The sequence below is a fragment of the Gemmatimonadaceae bacterium genome (assembly GCA_040882285.1).
Classification (GTDB): domain Bacteria; phylum Gemmatimonadota; class Gemmatimonadetes; order Gemmatimonadales; family Gemmatimonadaceae; genus JACDCY01.
This window is the reverse complement of record JBBEBQ010000018.1, coordinates 252,161-267,459: the sequence shown is the minus strand read 5'-3', so window position 1 is coordinate 267,459 and position 15,299 is coordinate 252,161. Positions and strand designations below refer to the sequence as shown.

The following is a 15,299-nucleotide window of genomic DNA, read 5'->3' as shown; positions in this document are numbered from 1 at the left end:
AACTCTCAGCGCAAGTTAATCGGCTTTCCGGACCGACGGGAACGAGAGCGCTACCCGCCGACCTGGGAGAGCGCGCGCAATCCGCCGATCTTCATCTGGAGAAGGGCATGCTCCTCCGGTTTTTCCGCCAGCGCTCGAACGAACAGCGGCTCGAGCGGCTCGCCCGCGCGCAGCGAGTCGCGAAGGTTCACCTCGGCGTCGCCGAACAGGCACGTGCGCAGCCGGCCGTCCGCGGTGAGGCGGACACGGTTGCACGACGCGCAGTAGGTGTGCGTCATCGGCGTGATCACGCCCACCGTGCCCGGCGCGCCGGCGTACCGGTGATACACGGCCGGTCCGTTGCCGCGGGCCGGACCGTTGCACGGAGTCATTGCGCCCAACGCGGACAGGCGATCCAGTATCTCGTCGCTGGGAACCACGTGCTCCCAGGTCGCGCCGCGCATGTCGCCCACCGGCATCAGCTCGATGAATCGCACGTGCCACTCGTGCTCGAGCGTGAGCCGCGCGAAGTCCACCAGCTCGTCGTCGTTGATGCCGCGCATCACCACCACGTTCACCTTGACCGGCGAGAGCCCCGCGCGCGTGGCGGCTCGCAGCGCGTCCACCGGCGCGGTCGTAACCGTCCGGCGCGCGATGTCGCGCACGCGTCCCGGACGAAGGCTGTCCGCGCTGATGTTGACCCGGTCGAGCCCCGCCGCACTGAGACGCGGCGCCAGCTCGGGAAAGCGGGACCCGTTCGTCGACAGCGCGATGTCCTCGATTCCCGGGATGGCGCGCAGCATGGCCACGAGCTTGTACAGCTCCGGGCGGATAGTCGGCTCACCTCCGGTCAGCCGCAGCCGGCGCAAGCCGAGCGGCGCGAGCTGGCGGACTACCTCGCCGATCTCCTCGTAAGACAGGATCTCGCTCCGCGGCAGCCACTCCAGACCTTCTTCCGGCATGCAGTAAAGGCAGCGGAAGTTGCACCTGTCGGTAACGGAGATTCTGAGGTACTCGATGCTCCGGCCGAAGGCGTCCTTCACCCGACCTCCTCCGCGACGTGCGCGGGCGGCTGCACCAGAGCCGCGCCCCGCGTGGGATCGACCCATTCGCGGGTACCGTCGGCGTAGTGCTCGAGCTTCCAGATCGGCACGGTCTTCTTTATCTCCTCGATCGTGTAGCGGGTCGCGTCCATGGCCTCTCGTCTGTGCGGGTGCGCCGCGACGATGGCGACGCTCACGTCGCCGAGCTCCAGCCGGCCGAGTCGGTGCTCCACCACAATATGCTCGACGGCGAACTGCTCGCGCGCTCGCAGGAGGATCGCCTCGAGCTCCCGCACCGCCATCGACTCATACGCCGTGTACTCCATTCCCGTCACGGCCTTCCCTTCGTCCACGTTGCGAACGGTGCCGAGGAAGATCGACACCGCGCCGCAGGAATGGTCGACCACCTCCGCGATCAGCGCAGCGGGATCGATCGGACGTTTCACTAGAGCCGCGCGCATCTAACCGCCTGCGACCGGCGGAATTACGGCGACCTCGTCGCCCTGGGCGAGGACTTCGTCGTAGCGGGCGTAGCGCTCGTTGAGCGCAACGAGCGGGCGCGCGGGGACTGCCGCAGGGAATTTGGCGCGGAGCGCTGCAACCGCGTCGCCGACGGTGGAACCTACTACCAGTAGTAATGGCACCTCGGCTGAGCCGAAGGCATCGGCGTAGGAGGCGAACAGGAGCGCCTTCACCTGTATCTCCCCCGCCACGGGCCGGCTACTCGGGGAGGGCGTGCATCTCCGCGTCGGTCAGGTTCGCGACGAGAGCGCGGAGCTCCTTGGATGGTTTGAACACCGGGACCGGGCGCGCAGAAACCTCTACAGGAGCACCAGTTCGGGGATTCCGCGCCATGCGCGTCTTTCGCTGTCGGATCTTGAAAGTGCCGAACCCGCGGACCTCGATGTTCTTCTGTTCCTTCAGTGCGTCCTTGATCGCTTCCAGGAAAGCGTCGACGACCCGAGCACAGTCCTTCTTGGAGATCATCGGACCGGCCGTCTTGGCAATCTCGGCGGTCACGTGCTCGACAAGGTCGGCCTTCGTCATGTCGGGGCCTCAGTTGAAAGACGGCGCGGAAAGCGCTGTCATACAATCGAAGCTAGGACCTTAGTTGTTGTGTGTCAAGCGTTTAAAGGACTTTGGCGGCTCCAGTGACGGCGGCCAGAAACTCCTGAAAAAGCGGCCTGGCGTCGTGCGGACCGGGTGCGGCCTCGGGGTGATACTGTACCGCGAAGACGGGCAGCTCGCGGTGGCGCATGCCTTCGATCGTCCCGTCATTGAGGTTCAGATGGGTCACCTCGAGCTCCGGAGCGCCGGGAATCCCGGCCTCGCTCCCCTCGACGGCGAAGCCGTGGTTCTGGGACGTGATCAGCACCCTCCCCGTGGAAAGCTCCCGTACGGGGTGATTTCCACCCCTGTGCCCGTACGGCATCTTCACGGTCGACGCGCCGAAGGAGAGCCCTATGAGCTGATGCCCCAGGCAGATGCCGAACATCGGAATGCCCTGGCTGGCCAGGCGGTTGATCGTGTTCGGCGCGTAGGTCACGGCCGCTGGGTCGCCCGGGCCGTTGGCCAGAAAGATTCCGTCCGGCGCCAGCTCCAGCGCCGCTTCCGGCGGCGTGTTCGCGGGAACCACGGTGACGCGGCACCCGTTCTCGTCGAACAGGCGCAGAATGTTGCGCTTGATTCCGAAGTCGTACGCAACGATGTGGTGCGGCGCCTGAGGGTTACCCCACTTATAGACTTTTTTCGTCGACACGACCGACGCCAGGTCCTGGCCTTCCATGGACGGGCAGGCATCCAGAATGGCGAGAGTCTCCGCGGTCGGCTCGGCTCCCTCCGCCACAACTCCGCGCATCACACCCGCGGACCTCAAGTGGCGCGTCAGCCGACGCGTGTCAACTTCTTCCAGTACGGGTATTTGCGCATCGAGCAGCCAGCCGCGCAGGTCACCCGTCGCGCGCCAGTTGGAGTACGTGCGCGACAGCTCGCGAACGACCACGCCCGACACCTGCGGAGCGGCCGACTCGGGGTCCTCGGTGTTGATGCCGTAGTTCCCGATCTGGGGCGCGGTCATCACGACGATCTGTCCCTTGTACGAGGGGTCGGTGAAGACCTCCTGGTACCCGGTCATATTGGTCGTGAAAACGACCTCCGCGGCGGCGCCCGGCGGGTGCCCGTGAACGCGGCCGTGAAAAAGGGTTCCGTCCTCGAGGAGGAGGAACCCCGGATTGGACGATGCGGCCGACACCGCCAAGCTAGGGCGTGCCCCCCGGCGGCTGTGTCGGGGTTCCCTGCGGCGTGCCGGCGGGCGGCGTCGTCGGAGCCGGCTCGAGCGGCACCGCGGGCGCGGGACCCGTGGGTGCCGGCGCGGACTGGACCGGCGCGGACAGCGGACGGTCGAGCACCGATTCGGGCGTGCGCGGGCGCGACGACATCAGCTGCAGGATGAACGCGAGCGCGAGGAAAACCCCGCCCAGCCACCAACTCGCCTTGGTCAGGACGTTGCCGGCCTGGCGGGTTCCGATGATGGAGTCGGAGGATGAGCTCGCGCCTCCGAAGCTGGCGGCCATGCCGCCGCCCTTTCCAGCCTGCATCAGCACCACTCCGACGAGGAGCAGCGCGTCGATTATCAGAATGACGAGCAGAAATGTGTACATCGATTCCGGGTGGGGATTGTTGGTGCGTCAATATCGCGGATACGGGCGCGTTATCCAAGGCCGCGAGCGCGATCGCCCGGTCACTTAGTCCGAGGCCAGCTCCCCCGGAGGGATCTCGGCGGTCAGGCGCGTGCGGACTATCGACGTCCAGCTGCCGGTATCCAGACTCGCGCCGCCGACTAGCACTCCGTCAACGTCAGGCGCGGACAGCAGCGCGGGCGCGTTGCCCGCATTCACGCTTCCGCCATACAGCACGGGGATCGCGCGGGCCCGGTCGCCGACAATCTTCTTCAGCTCGGCGCGGATCACGCCGTGAATCGAGCTGGCATCGTCGGATGTCGCGTTGCGGCCGGTCCCGATCGCCCAGACCGGCTCGTACGCGACGATCGGATTGAACGCGTCGATCTGCGCCAGCTTGGAGAACCCGGCCCTCAACTGCCGGAGAACGACCTTCTCGGTCTTCCCCGCTTCACGCTCCTCGAGCTTCTCGCCGACGCACAGCATCGGACGCAGTCCGGCGCGCTCCGCGGCGGCGCATTTGCGCGCGGTGTCTTCGTCCGTCTCCCCGAAGACGTGCCGCCGCTCCGAGTGGCCGACGAGCACGAGCGTGGCACCGGCATCGCGCGCGATCTGCCCCGATATCTCGCCGGTGAACGCGCCCTGGCTCTCCCAGTGGATGTTCTGCGCGCCGACGAGGATGTCGGCGCGGCCCTCCACCAGCTGATCGACCGCCTCGATGGAGGCGGACGGCGGGAAGAAGATCACGGTGCGGTCGTAGTGCCGCGTGTATTGCGTGAGAAACCTCTTGATGAACGACCGCGCCTCGCTGGGCCCGTGGTTCATCTTCCAGTTCGCGGCGAAGATCGGATGATTCATGCCGCGCGGTCCTCGAGCGCGGCCACTCCGGGCAGAACTTTTCCTTCGAGGAACTCCAGCGACGCACCGCCGCCGGTGGACACGTGGCTCATCCGCGCGGTCAGCCCGGCCTCGGCCACCGCCGCGGCCGAATCTCCCCCGCCCACGATCGTGACCGCGCCCTTGTCCGTCGCGGCTGCCATCGCCTTCGCGATCGCCTGCGTCCCGCCGGCGAACGCGGGCGTCTCCGCCACGCCCATCGGCCCGTTCCAGATCACCGTCTTTGCCGTCGCGATGGCGCGCGAATACGATTCTGCCGTCTTCGGCCCGATGTCGAACATCCCCTCGCCCGCGGGAATGGCCGCGCGGGTGACGGCGTGCGCGCTCTCCGGCCGGTCGATCGCCTGCGCGACGATCGCGTCGTGCGGCAGAATCAGCTTGGTGCCCGCGCGGTCGAGAATGTCCTTCGCCATGTCCACGCGGTCCTCCTCGACCAGCGACTTGCCCGTCTCGAGCCCCATCGCGCGGAAGAAGGTGCACGCCATCGCCCCGCCGATCAGCAGCGCGTCCACCTTCGGAAGGAGCTGCTCGATCACGTCGATCTTGCCCGAGATCTTCGCGCCGCCGAGTATCGCCACAAACGGGCGCTTGGGATTGGCAAGCGCCTTGCCGAGGTAGTCCAGCTCCTTCTCGAGGAGGAGGCCGGCGACGGCGGGCTTGAGATGCTCCGCTACGCCGGCGGTGGACGAGTGCGCCCGGTGAGCGGCGCCGAACGCGTCGTTCACATAGAGATCGCCCAGCTCGGCCAGCGCGCGCGACAGCCGCGGCTCGTTCTCCTCCTCGCCGCCGAGAAAGCGCGTGTTCTCGAGCAGCAGCACTTCGCCGTCCTTCAGGGAGTGCGTCGCCTTGATCGCTTCGTCGGTGTCGGTGCTCTCGACGAATTGCACGGGCCTGCCGAGCAGTTCCTCGAGCCTCATGGCCACCGGCAGCAGCGAGTACTTCGCGTCGGGCTTGCCCTTCGGCCGGCCGAGGTGCGACAGCAGCACGACGCGCGCGCCCCTGTCCACCAGGTTCCTGATCGTCGGCAGCGACGCCGTGATGCGCGAGTCGTCGGTGATCCGCGCGCCCTCGAGCGGCACGTTGAAATCACTGCGCACGAGCGCGCGCTTCCCGCGCACCTCCTCGTCGCGCAGGTCTTTGACCGTCTTCTTGTTCATCGGGTGCCGCGCGTCTTACAGCCGCGCGCCGACGAACCGCAGCAGGTCCACGCAGCGCGAAGCGTAACCCCACTCGTTGTCGTACCAGCCGGACACGGCCACCATCGTCCCGTCGATCACGTTGGTGCTCTTCGCGTCGAGGATGCACGAGTGCGGGTTGCCTATGTAGTCCACCGACACGAGCTCTTCCTCGGTGTACGCCAGAATCCCCTCGAGCGGTCCGCTCTCGGAAGCTGTGCGAAACGCGGCGTTCACTTCGTCCCGCGTAGTTGCCCGCTCGACCTCCACCGTCAGCGCCGTGAGCGACACGTCGGGAGTCGGCACGCGGATCGCCGTGCCGTCGATCTTCCCCTTGAGCTCCGGGATGACCAGCGAGGTGGCCTTGGCCGCGCCCGTCGTGGTGGGAATCATAGAAACGGCGGCCGCCCGCGCGCGCCGCAGGTCCTTGTGCGGCAGGTCGAGGATCGACTGGTCGTTGGTGTAGCTGTGGATCGTGACCATCGAGCCATGCTTGAAGCCGAACTTGTCGCGGATCACCTTGACCATCGGCACCAGGCAGTTGGTCGTGCACGACGCGTTGGAGATGATCGAGTGCTTCGCCGGATCGTACTTGTCGGCGTTGACGCCGAGCACCACGGTCAGATCCTCGCCCTTGGCCGGCGCCGAGATGATGACCTTCTTCGCGCCGCCGGCGATGTGCTTGCGGGCGTCTTTGACGTCGGTGAAGCGGCCCGTGGACTCGAGCACGATGTCCACGCCGAGGTCCTTCCACGGGAGCGCCGCTGGGTCCTTCTCGGAGAGCACTTTCACCTCGTCGCCGTCGATGACGACGGCGCCTGCCTTCGACTCCACCGTGCCGTCGAACATGCCGTGCACGGAGTCGTACTTGAACAGGTGGGCGAGGGTGCGCGTGTCGGTGAGGTCGTTCACGGCCACGAAATCGAGATCGGACACGCCGGTCTCCTTCGCGGCGCGGAGCACCTGCCGTCCAATGCGGCCGAAGCCGTTGATGCCTACGCGAATTGTCATTCGAGAGCGTTCTTTGGTGGGTGATTGCCTGGTCAGACCGCGTCGCTTCCGGAGCGCGCGCGGCCGAAGGTAACGTAACTAATTATTCGCGCTCCGGCGTCGTACAGGGCGCCGGCGCAGGAGTTGAGCGTGGCCGCGGTGGTGACCACGTCGTCGACCAGCACGACGTGGGCGCCGCGCAGCCGCGAGGCGCCGCCCGCCGCCACCGAGAACGCGCCGGCCACGTTGGCGAGCCGCTCGCCGGGAGTGAGGCGGGTCTGGGTCCGCGTTTTCCGCCGGCGCTCGAGGACGTCCGTCCAGACCGGGACCGACCAGCTTCGCGCGATCACCCGCGCCAGCAACTCGCTCTGATTGTAGCCGCGCTCGCGCCGGCGGTCGCGCGCGAGCGGCACCGGGATCAGCGCGGCGCGCTCGGCGATCACATCGGCCGGCCAGTCGGTCCGCGCCATTCGCGCGCCCATGGGCTCCGCCACCTTCCGCCACCCGCCGTACTTGAGCGCGTGGACGATCGCCCCGCCGGATCCTTCGGGCACCCAGCACACCGACCGGCATGCGCGCACGAACTGCGGCAGCAGCTCGCACCAGGTGCACGCCTCGCCGGCGTTCGGGTGACCGCACCGCCCGCAGCGGGGGTGCGGCGGCCGGCGCACCCGCGACCAGCAGCGCGCACAAACCAGGTCCCGCTCGCTCTGGCCCGCCCCGGTCAGCTGGTCGCAGGCGACGCACACGACCGGGAGGAGCAGCGCGGCTACGTCGCTAAGTAACCGCCGCCCACATTGCCTGGCGGTTCGGCTCGCGTCCGAACCAGCGCTGAAACGAGAGCGCGGCCTGCTCGACGAGCATGGCGAGTCCGTCGCCGGCGCGGAGTCCCCGCTCGCGCGCGGCTCGCACCCAGGGAGTGTCTCCCTGGCGATAGACGAGGTCGATGACCGCCGCGCGCTCGGGAATCCGTTCGACCGCCACGGGAAACCCTTCGTCCAGAAGCCCGATGGGGGTCGCATTAACCACGATCGTTGCACCGGCCAGCGCCTCTTCCATCACCAACTCGGCTCGCGCGACATCGGAATGCCGCGAGCAAAGGCGGAGCGCGCGGGCGGGATCGCGGTTGAACACGCGCACCCGCGACTCCGGCCAGTCGCCCACCGCGGTGAGCACCGCCGAAGCGGCGCCCCCCGCGCCGATGAGCGCCACGCGCTCGCAGCTCGGAGCGCAGCCGAGCACCCGCCGGGCCAGCGCGTGAAATCCGGCGACGTCGGTGTTGTCCCCGACCAGCTCTCCATCCTCGACCCACCACACGTTCACTGCCTCCGCGAGGCCGGCCGTGGGCGTCAGACGATCACACAGCGCGGCCAGCGCTTCCTTGTGCGGAATCGTCGCGTTCCCGGCTGCGCCCTCGGCGACGAGACCCTTGATCTCGTGCTCGAGTAGCTGCGGCGTGACGTCGATCACTTCGTACGCTAGTTCCAGCCCCGCGCTCGCGAGCGCCGCGCCCTGCAGCACCGGCGACAGCGAGTGCGAAACGGGATGGCCGAGCAGCACCAACCGCCCCGGCCGGGACACGTGCTTCACGGTCTCACGGTGGAAGCCCGCCGGCAGCGAGCCGCTCGACCGCCAGCGCGACGTGGCGGTCGATGTCGTCCGCGGCGTTCCGGTACGCCTCGATGTGCTGCCCGAATGGATCTGCCACGGAGCCCGACGTCTTTCCGCTCGACGCGTACTCGTCCAGGAGAAAGGTCTTCCCCTCTCCTCCCAGTGCGCTCGCGCTCGCGACGTGATGCTCCGACATGCAGAGGATCAGGTCGCTCCCGCCGACCAGCTCGGCAGTAACCGGCTGGGCCTGATGCGACGAAAGATCGAGACCGCGCTCGAGCGCGACCAGCATCGCGCCCTCGGACGCGGCGGCGCCTCCGAGCGCGCCGATCCCGGCGCTGGCGAACGTCACGTCCTTCAGCCCTTTCTCCTCGGCGAGCTTGCGCGCCGCCGCCTCGGCGAGCGGACTCCGGCAGGTGTTACCCGTGCACACGAACAGGACCTTCACGGCGCCTCGCCTATCAGGTCGGGAACCACTTCCCGCAGCGCGGACGAAGCGACCGCGCCGGGGCGGATCACGCGCGGCTGGCGCGCGGTGCAGTCAACGACGGTCGAGGGTGCCGAGCTGGTGAGCTGGCCGCCGTCGAGCACCCGCAGCTTTCCTCCGGCCGCCGCGGCCGTCCATTGCGCCACGATCTCTCCCGCGGAAGTCGCGGGCGGTGAGCCCGGCCTGTTTGCGCTCGTGGAAGTAATTGGATCGCCGTACGCGCGAATGAGGCGACTGGTGGCGGGGTGAGGAGTCCACCGCACCGCGATCCCGCCCTCGGGACCGCGCAGCTCGGACGGGACGCGCTTCTCGCCGCCGGGCAAAACGAGTGTCAGGGGACCGGGCCAGAATCGCGCGGCGAGTCTCGAGGCTGCGGGAGTAAGATGCAGGTCCAACCGGCCGAGCATCTCACTGCCGGCGATGAGCAGCAGGAACGGCTTGCCTTGCGGGCGTCCCTTGAAGCGGATCAGCTCCTGCACGGACTCCTGGTCCACCGCGCCACCGAAGCCGTACACGGTCTCGGTCGGATACGCGAGCACGCGCCGCGCGTTGAGATGCTCGATCGTGCCGGGAATCGCGGCCTCGACCTCTTTGTCCGACCAGAACGGGATCGGGCGAACTTCAGCAGTCATTCATGCAAGCTATACAGTGCTTCCGCCCGGGCGAAATCGGCTTCTTCGGTGATCTTGAGCGCCCGCTCGCTCCCGGGCACGATCACCACCGGCAGGCCCAGCCGCTCGCACAGCGACGCGTCGTCGGTGGCCGCGATGCCGTTCGCGCGCGCGTGCGTGTACGCCTGCTCGATCATCTCGCGCGGAAAGGCTTGCGGCGTCTGCGCCCGCCAGAGTCCCGAGCGATCGACGGTCTCGCTGATTGCGCCCGAGCGGGTCACGCGCTTGAGCGTGTCGGCAACCGGCAGCGCGGGCACGGCTCCGTTTCCGCGCCGCGCTTCGGCGATGACGCTCTCGATCACCGAAGCCGGGACGAACGGGCGCGCGGCGTCGTGCACGACGATTATCCCGCACTCGGGCGGGAGATCCTCGATGCCGTTCGCGACGGAATCCGACCGCTCGCGTCCGCCCACAGAGATCAGCAGCCGCTCCACGTCGCACTGAAACAGCCAGGCCGGCGGATCGCCCGCGTGCTCGCGCGGGAGCACGCACACCACGAGCGCCACGTCGTCGCGCTCGTGGAACGCCTGCACGCTGTGCAGGAGCATCGGCTTGCCGGCCACCCAGCGAAACTGCTTGAGCTCGCTCGATCCCGTGCGGCTCCCTTTCCCCGCCGCGACGATGACGACGCCTACGTCACGCGCCTGTGCGCTCACGCGAAAACAGTCTCGAACAGCTCCTGCACCGTCGCGGTCCCGCGCACCGTCACGCCCCTGACCGGCCGCTGCGGCACGCCGCGCGTGGCTACGTACGCGCGGGTGATGCCGAGCTTGGCGCCCTCCGCGAGCCGGCGCTCCACCTGCGCCACGGGCCTGATCTCGCCGCCGAGCCCGACTTCGCCGATGAACATCGCGTCGGTGGGAAGCGCGCGGTCGAACACGCTCGACGCCAGCGCCGTGGCGACCGCGAGATCGCCCGCCGGTTCCTGCATCCTGATGCCGCCAGCGATGTTGAGGAATACGTCCATCTGCGAGAAGGACAGCCCCGCGCGCCGCTCGAGCACGGCTAGCAGCAGCGCGAGACGCTTGGAGTCGTAGCCGGTCGCCACCCGCTGCGGCGTCCCGTAGCCGGACTTCGCCGCGAGCCCCTGCACTTCCACGAGCAACGGCCGCGAGCCTTCCATCAGCGCCGTCACCGCGCTGCCCGACGTGTCGCGCGAGCGATCGCCGAGGAACAGCTCCGACGGATTGCCGACCGCGACCAGCCCTTCGCCGCTCATGCGGAACACGCCGATCTCGTCCACGCTGCCGAACCGGTTCTTGGTCGCGCGCAGCACGCGGTGCTCGGCGGTGCCCTCGCCCTCGAAATAGAGAACGGTGTCCACGATGTGCTCGAGCGTCTTCGGTCCCGCGATTCCGCCCGACTTGGTCACGTGCCCGACCACGAGCACCGCGGTCCCGCTGTCCTTGGCGAAGCGCATGAGCCGCGCGGCGCACTCGCGCACCTGGCCGACACTGCCGGGCGCGCCTTCCAGCTCCTCCGTGTACACGGTCTGAATCGAGTCCACGAACATCACGTCGTAGCGTCCGGCCTCGGCCGTGGCGATGATCGTCTCCAGCGACGTCTCGTTCAGTAGCTCGACGTCGCCCGCGCCGTCGGTGAGCCGGTCGGAGCGGAGCTTCACCTGGAGCGCCGACTCCTCACCTGAGACGTACAGCGAGCGAAGCGGCCGAGCCTGCAGCCGCGCGGCGACCTGGAGCAGCAGCGTGGACTTGCCGATCCCCGGCTCGCCGCCGACGAGCACCATAGAGCCCGGCACGACTCCCCCGCCGAGGACGAAATCGAACTCGTTGATGCCGGTGGTCCAGCGGGCGCTCTCGGCGCCGGTCACGTCGCGGAGAACCGCTGTCCGGCCCGCGGCGTGGCCGGCCTTCCGGGCGCGGGCGAGGCTCTTCCCCGTCTTGCGCGCGGCCATCGGCTCTTCCACGAGCGTGTTCCACTCGCCGCACACATCGCACCGGCCGGCCCACTTCGGATGATCGGCCCCGCAACCCGTGCAGCGGTGGATGGTGACGGCTTTCGGCAAACGACGAGCTCCTAGCCAGGGAAAGGGAATCCAAGTTCGGAGTGTGGCAGTCGGGAGTTTGCAGTGCGGAGTAACTGCAACGATCTGTAATGACTCCTAACTGCGCGACTCCTTACTGCCACACTCCAAACTTGGATTCCAGTGCAACCGGTCACCCAGTCCGTACTATTTCCGGCCCTGTCGACCTCGCCGAAAAGTTGTCAAACCGAGTGTATGCCTTGTTGAAGTACAGGTTCACCAATCCCGTCGGCCCGTTGCGCTGCTTGCCGACGATGATCTCGGCGCGGCCCTCGAGCGAGTTGCCGTCCTTGTCGGTCGGGCCGTCGTACACTTCCTGGCGATAGATGAACATGACGAGATCGGCATCCTGCTCGATCGCGCCCGACTCGCGCAGGTCGGAGAGCTGCGGCCGCTTCCCTTCGCCGGTGCGCTGCTCGGGCGCGCGAGAGAGCTGCGACAGCGCGACGACGGGCACGTTGAGCTCGCGCGCCAGCGCCTTGAGCGAGCGGGAGATGTAGCTGATCTCCTGCTGCCTGCTCTCCACGTTCGTCGGGCCCTGCATGAGCTGCAGGTAGTCCACGATCACCATTTGCACGTCGCTCTCCATCTTGAGCCGCCTCGCCTTGGAGCGAAGCTCGAGCAGCGTGAGTCCCGGCGTGTCATCGATCCATATCGGGGCGTGGCTAAGCAGCCCGGCCGCGCGCCCGAGCCGCACGAACTCCTCGTCCTGCAGCTTCCCCTTGCGCAGCCGCTGGGCGTCCACGCGCCCCTCGGCGGTGAGCAGCCGCTGCACGATCGCTTCCTTGCTCATCTCCATCGAGAAGATGCAGATCGGGATGTTGTTGTCGAGCGCGGAGTTCTGCGCGATGTTCAGCGCGAACGCGGTCTTTCCCATCGACGGACGGGCCGCGATGATGACTAGATCGCTCGGCTGGAATCCAGCGGTGATCTCGTCGAGATCCTTGAAGCCGCTGCCGACACCCGTGAGCGACGCGCCGCTGCTCTGGAGCTTCTCGATCCGCTCCATCGTGGGCCAGAGCAGCTCCTTGATGCGCGTGAACGCCTCGCGCCCGCGCGACTTGTTGATCTGGAAGATCTTGTGCTCGGCTTCGTCGAGGAGCTCCGGCGCGGCGAGCGGAGAATCGAACGCGTCGCCGACGATGCCGGTCGACACCTCGATGAGCCGGCGACGGAGCGCCTTCTCCCGCACGATCTTGGCGTGGTACTCGACGTTGGCCGCGGTCGGCACCATGTCGAGCAGCTCGGAGATGTAGTCCTTCCCGCCGGCGGCCTGGAGATCGCCGCGTCGCGACAGCTCCTCCGAGAGCGTGAGCGGATCGATGACGTCGCCGCGCTCGGCCAGAGCGAGGATGGCGCGGATGATCCTGCGGTGCGCCTCGCGATGGAACATCGAGTCGTCCACGAACTCCGTCGCACGGAGCACCGCGTCCGAGTCGAGCAGCATCGCGGAGATTACCGCTTGTTCGGCATCCTCCGAATACGGCGGCTGCCGGTCGCGGAAGGGATCACGACCCTTGCCGGGCGTTATCGAGAACTCTACGGGCGAGCTGGACATCGTTCCACGTTGGCCGCTTCCACGCTGGATTGCGCAGCAGCGCGGCCGGGTGATAGGTGACGATCAGTGGCGTTCCGTAATATCTGTGCACGAACCCGCGGAGCTGGCTCAGCGAGGATTTCGTGTTGAGCAACGTTTGAGCTGCGAATGTGCCGAATGCGACGATGACCTTTGGCTGGATCAGCTCCAGCTGGCGAACGAGATACGGCGAGCACGCTTCGACCTCTCCCGGCAGCGGATTCCGATTTCCGGGCGGCCGATGCTTAAGCACGTTACAGATAAAAACTTCTTCCCGTGAGAGCTTGATAGCCTCGAGAATTTTCGTTAGGAGTTTTCCGGCCTCCCCCACAAACGGACGGCCAGTCACGTCCTCGTTGGCACCCGGCGCCTCCCCGACGCACACCAGATCCGCGGTCGGAGAGCCTTCGCCCGGAACCGACTGCGTAGCGGTGGCGTAGAGCGGGCAGCGGGTGCAGCCGCGCACGGCCTCGGCGATCGCCTCGAGCGATTCCAGGTGCGCGAACGGACTGTGGAACAGCTCGGAGTCGGCGGCGCCGACGACGATCCCGGTCCTGAACTCCCCGGGCGTGGGCGGAGCTCCGGCTTCGTGCCCCGGCTGCGGGAACGCGAGCCGCGGTATCGCGGTCGGCTTCGGCGCTTCGGCTGCCGGCGGCGGAGCATCGATCCGCGGTGGAGCTTCCATTTTCGGCGCCGGCGCGGGGCCGGCGGGCTTCACGCCCGAGGTGGGCTGAGGCACTCCGGCTTCGCGCAGCGCCTCGCGCCAGTCGGCGCTACCTGGCTCGGCGGCGCGAGCGCTCGTCGGATGCTCCCTCTCGGCGGCCGCCGCGGCGGCCACCGCCGTCCCGCGCGCCGAAGATGCCTGCCCGGCGATGATCCGCAGCACCTCGTCGATCGAGAGCTTGTCGAGCACCAGCTCGGTTTCGCCGGTCTCGCGCCGCTGCTCCAGGTAAATCCGGAGCTGCTCTCTAGGATCCATTCAGCATGGCTCCGATGCGGTCCAGCAGCTCTTCCGCCAGCTCCGTCTTCAGCATCAGCGGCAACTCTTCCCGCTTGCCGTCGCGCGACAGCAGCGTGACCCGATTCGTGTCCCCGCCGAATCCGGCGCCCTCCTCGTTCTGATCGTTCACGACCATCATGTCGACGCTCTTCGCGCGCAGCTTCTCCGCACCGCGTTCCGCGGCGTTCCCCGTCTCGAGCGCGAAGCCGACGACCACCGATCCCTTCTTCCTCGCGGCCGACGCCGCCTGCAGGATGTCGGCGGTCCGGACGAGATCGAGCGACGCCGTGCCGCCCTCTCTTTTCATCTTGCCGGCGCTTGGAGTCTTGACGGTGAAGTCCGCGGGCGCGGCGGCCATGATCAACGCGTCGGCCGCGGCGATCTCGGCGGCCACCGCGTGGGCCATCGCTTCGGTCGTATCCGCCCGGATCACGCGCGGCCCGCCGGGGAGCGGGACGTCAGTGTGTCCCGCTATCAGCGTCACGTCGGCGCCACGCCGCCACGCGGCGGCCGCGATCGCCGCGCCCATCTTCCCCGTGCTGTGGTTCGAGATGAACCGCACCGGGTCCACCGGCTCCCGCGTGGCGCCGGTCGTGACGAGGACGCACCGGCCTCGGAGCGTGTTGTCGGATTCCAGGATGCGGCCGAGGTGGGCGAAGATCGTGTCGGGCTCGGGCATGCGCCCCGGGCCGCTGCCCTCGCCGATCGCCAGCGGGCCGTCGTCGGGGTCGAGCACGCGGTAGCCGATCTCGCGCAGGTGCGCGACGTTGCGCGCGGTCTGCGGGTGCGCCCACATATGGTCGTTCATCGCGGGAACGAACAGCACCGGCGAGCTGGTCGCGAGCAGGCTCGCGGTCAACAGATCGTTCGCGTGGCCGTGCGCGGCGCGCGCGATGAGGTCGGCCGTCGCGGGAGCGATCACTACGACGTCCGCTTCTCGCGCCAGCCGTATGTGGTCGAGAGCGTGTCCGGGCTCGAATATCTCGGCGAGCGCCTGTCTGCCGGTCACCGCCTCGAACGTGATCGCGCCGACAAACTCCAGCGCGGCCCGGGTCAGTACAACGTCAACCTGCGCGCCCGCCTGCGTGAGAAGTCTGGCAAGCGCTACCGACTTGTAGGCGGCGATCCCACCCGATACGCCGAGCAGG

The 15,299-nt window shown here is 68.1% G+C and carries 18 protein-coding genes; all 18 read right to left on the bottom strand.

The features are described from left to right. Window positions 1-50 precede the first annotated feature (50 nt). The 18 genes from moaA to coaBC all read right to left on the bottom strand — a co-directional run bounded on the left by moaA (window position 51) and on the right by coaBC (window position 15,298). Window positions 51-1,022 carry a GTP 3',8-cyclase MoaA gene (moaA, locus tag WEA80_10465; protein MEX1187000.1) on the bottom strand — a complete coding sequence of 324 codons (972 nt, stop codon included), beginning with the start codon at window positions 1,020-1,022 and terminating at the stop codon, window positions 51-53. Further along, the gene (locus tag WEA80_10460; protein MEX1186999.1) at window positions 1,019-1,468 is read right to left on the bottom strand and encodes a molybdenum cofactor biosynthesis protein MoaE; all 450 of its coding nucleotides are present in this window, start codon (window positions 1,466-1,468) and stop codon (window positions 1,019-1,021) included. The genes moaA and WEA80_10460 overlap by 4 nt, the downstream gene beginning before the upstream one ends. Window positions 1,469-1,483: 15 nt before the next feature. Then, window positions 1,484-1,735 carry a MoaD/ThiS family protein gene (locus WEA80_10455; protein MEX1186998.1) on the bottom strand — a complete coding sequence of 84 codons (252 nt, stop codon included), beginning with the start codon at window positions 1,733-1,735 and terminating at the stop codon, window positions 1,484-1,486. 7 nt (window positions 1,736-1,742) lie between these two features. Beyond that, the gene (locus WEA80_10450) at window positions 1,743-2,069 is read right to left on the bottom strand and encodes an HU family DNA-binding protein (protein MEX1186997.1); all 327 of its coding nucleotides are present in this window, start codon (window positions 2,067-2,069) and stop codon (window positions 1,743-1,745) included. An 82-nt stretch (window positions 2,070-2,151) separates the two neighbouring features. After that, window positions 2,152-3,273, bottom strand: a complete 1,122-nt coding sequence (gene carA / locus WEA80_10445; GenBank protein MEX1186996.1) for a glutamine-hydrolyzing carbamoyl-phosphate synthase small subunit — start codon at window positions 3,271-3,273, stop codon at window positions 2,152-2,154. Window positions 3,274-3,280: 7 nt separating this feature from the next. Continuing rightward, window positions 3,281-3,682 (bottom strand): preprotein translocase subunit SecG, encoded by a 402-nt coding sequence (gene secG, locus WEA80_10440; GenBank protein MEX1186995.1) that lies wholly within the window; start codon window positions 3,680-3,682, stop codon window positions 3,281-3,283. Window positions 3,683-3,766: 84 nt separating this feature from the next. After that, entirely contained in the window at window positions 3,767-4,558 is a 792-nt protein-coding gene (tpiA, locus tag WEA80_10435) for a triose-phosphate isomerase (protein ID MEX1186994.1), read from the bottom strand. Beyond that, window positions 4,555-5,754, bottom strand: coding sequence for a phosphoglycerate kinase (locus WEA80_10430; protein ID MEX1186993.1), 1,200 nt, complete (start codon window positions 5,752-5,754; stop codon window positions 4,555-4,557). Before WEA80_10430 ends, tpiA begins: the two co-directional genes overlap by 4 nt. 15 nt (window positions 5,755-5,769) lie before the next feature. Next, window positions 5,770-6,783 carry a type I glyceraldehyde-3-phosphate dehydrogenase gene (gene gap, locus WEA80_10425; GenBank protein ID MEX1186992.1) on the bottom strand — a complete coding sequence of 338 codons (1,014 nt, stop codon included), beginning with the start codon at window positions 6,781-6,783 and terminating at the stop codon, window positions 5,770-5,772. Window positions 6,784-6,815: 32 nt separating this feature from the next. Beyond that, window positions 6,816-7,526 carry a phosphoribosyltransferase family protein gene (locus WEA80_10420; GenBank protein ID MEX1186991.1) on the bottom strand — a complete coding sequence of 237 codons (711 nt, stop codon included), beginning with the start codon at window positions 7,524-7,526 and terminating at the stop codon, window positions 6,816-6,818. Window positions 7,527-7,539: 13 nt separating this feature from the next. Further along, entirely contained in the window at window positions 7,540-8,352 is an 813-nt protein-coding gene (gene aroE / locus WEA80_10415) for a shikimate dehydrogenase (protein ID MEX1186990.1), read from the bottom strand. A 4-nt stretch (window positions 8,353-8,356) separates the two neighbouring features. Further along, a complete protein-coding gene (locus WEA80_10410) occupies window positions 8,357-8,821 on the bottom strand; it encodes a hypothetical protein (GenBank protein MEX1186989.1) in 465 nt (154 codons plus the stop codon). Then, complete coding sequence (locus WEA80_10405) at window positions 8,818-9,492, bottom strand: L-threonylcarbamoyladenylate synthase (GenBank protein ID MEX1186988.1); 675 nt, start codon at window positions 9,490-9,492, stop codon at window positions 8,818-8,820. Before WEA80_10405 ends, WEA80_10410 begins: the two co-directional genes overlap by 4 nt. After that, window positions 9,489-10,187, bottom strand: coding sequence for a 2-C-methyl-D-erythritol 4-phosphate cytidylyltransferase (gene ispD / locus WEA80_10400; protein ID MEX1186987.1), 699 nt, complete (start codon window positions 10,185-10,187; stop codon window positions 9,489-9,491). Before ispD ends, WEA80_10405 begins: the two co-directional genes overlap by 4 nt. After that, on the bottom strand, window positions 10,184-11,557 hold the full coding sequence (gene radA, locus WEA80_10395; GenBank protein MEX1186986.1) for a DNA repair protein RadA: 1,374 nt from the start codon (window positions 11,555-11,557) through the stop codon (window positions 10,184-10,186). Before radA ends, ispD begins: the two co-directional genes overlap by 4 nt. Before the next feature lie 151 nt (window positions 11,558-11,708). Further along, the gene (gene dnaB / locus WEA80_10390; protein MEX1186985.1) at window positions 11,709-13,133 is read right to left on the bottom strand and encodes a replicative DNA helicase; all 1,425 of its coding nucleotides are present in this window, start codon (window positions 13,131-13,133) and stop codon (window positions 11,709-11,711) included. Beyond that, window positions 13,084-14,130, bottom strand: a complete 1,047-nt coding sequence (locus WEA80_10385; GenBank protein ID MEX1186984.1) for a uracil-DNA glycosylase — start codon at window positions 14,128-14,130, stop codon at window positions 13,084-13,086. The genes dnaB and WEA80_10385 overlap by 50 nt, the downstream gene beginning before the upstream one ends. After that, complete coding sequence (coaBC, locus tag WEA80_10380) at window positions 14,120-15,298, bottom strand: bifunctional phosphopantothenoylcysteine decarboxylase/phosphopantothenate--cysteine ligase CoaBC (GenBank protein MEX1186983.1); 1,179 nt, start codon at window positions 15,296-15,298, stop codon at window positions 14,120-14,122. The genes WEA80_10385 and coaBC overlap by 11 nt, the downstream gene beginning before the upstream one ends. Between the last annotated feature and the right edge of the window lies 1 nt (window position 15,299).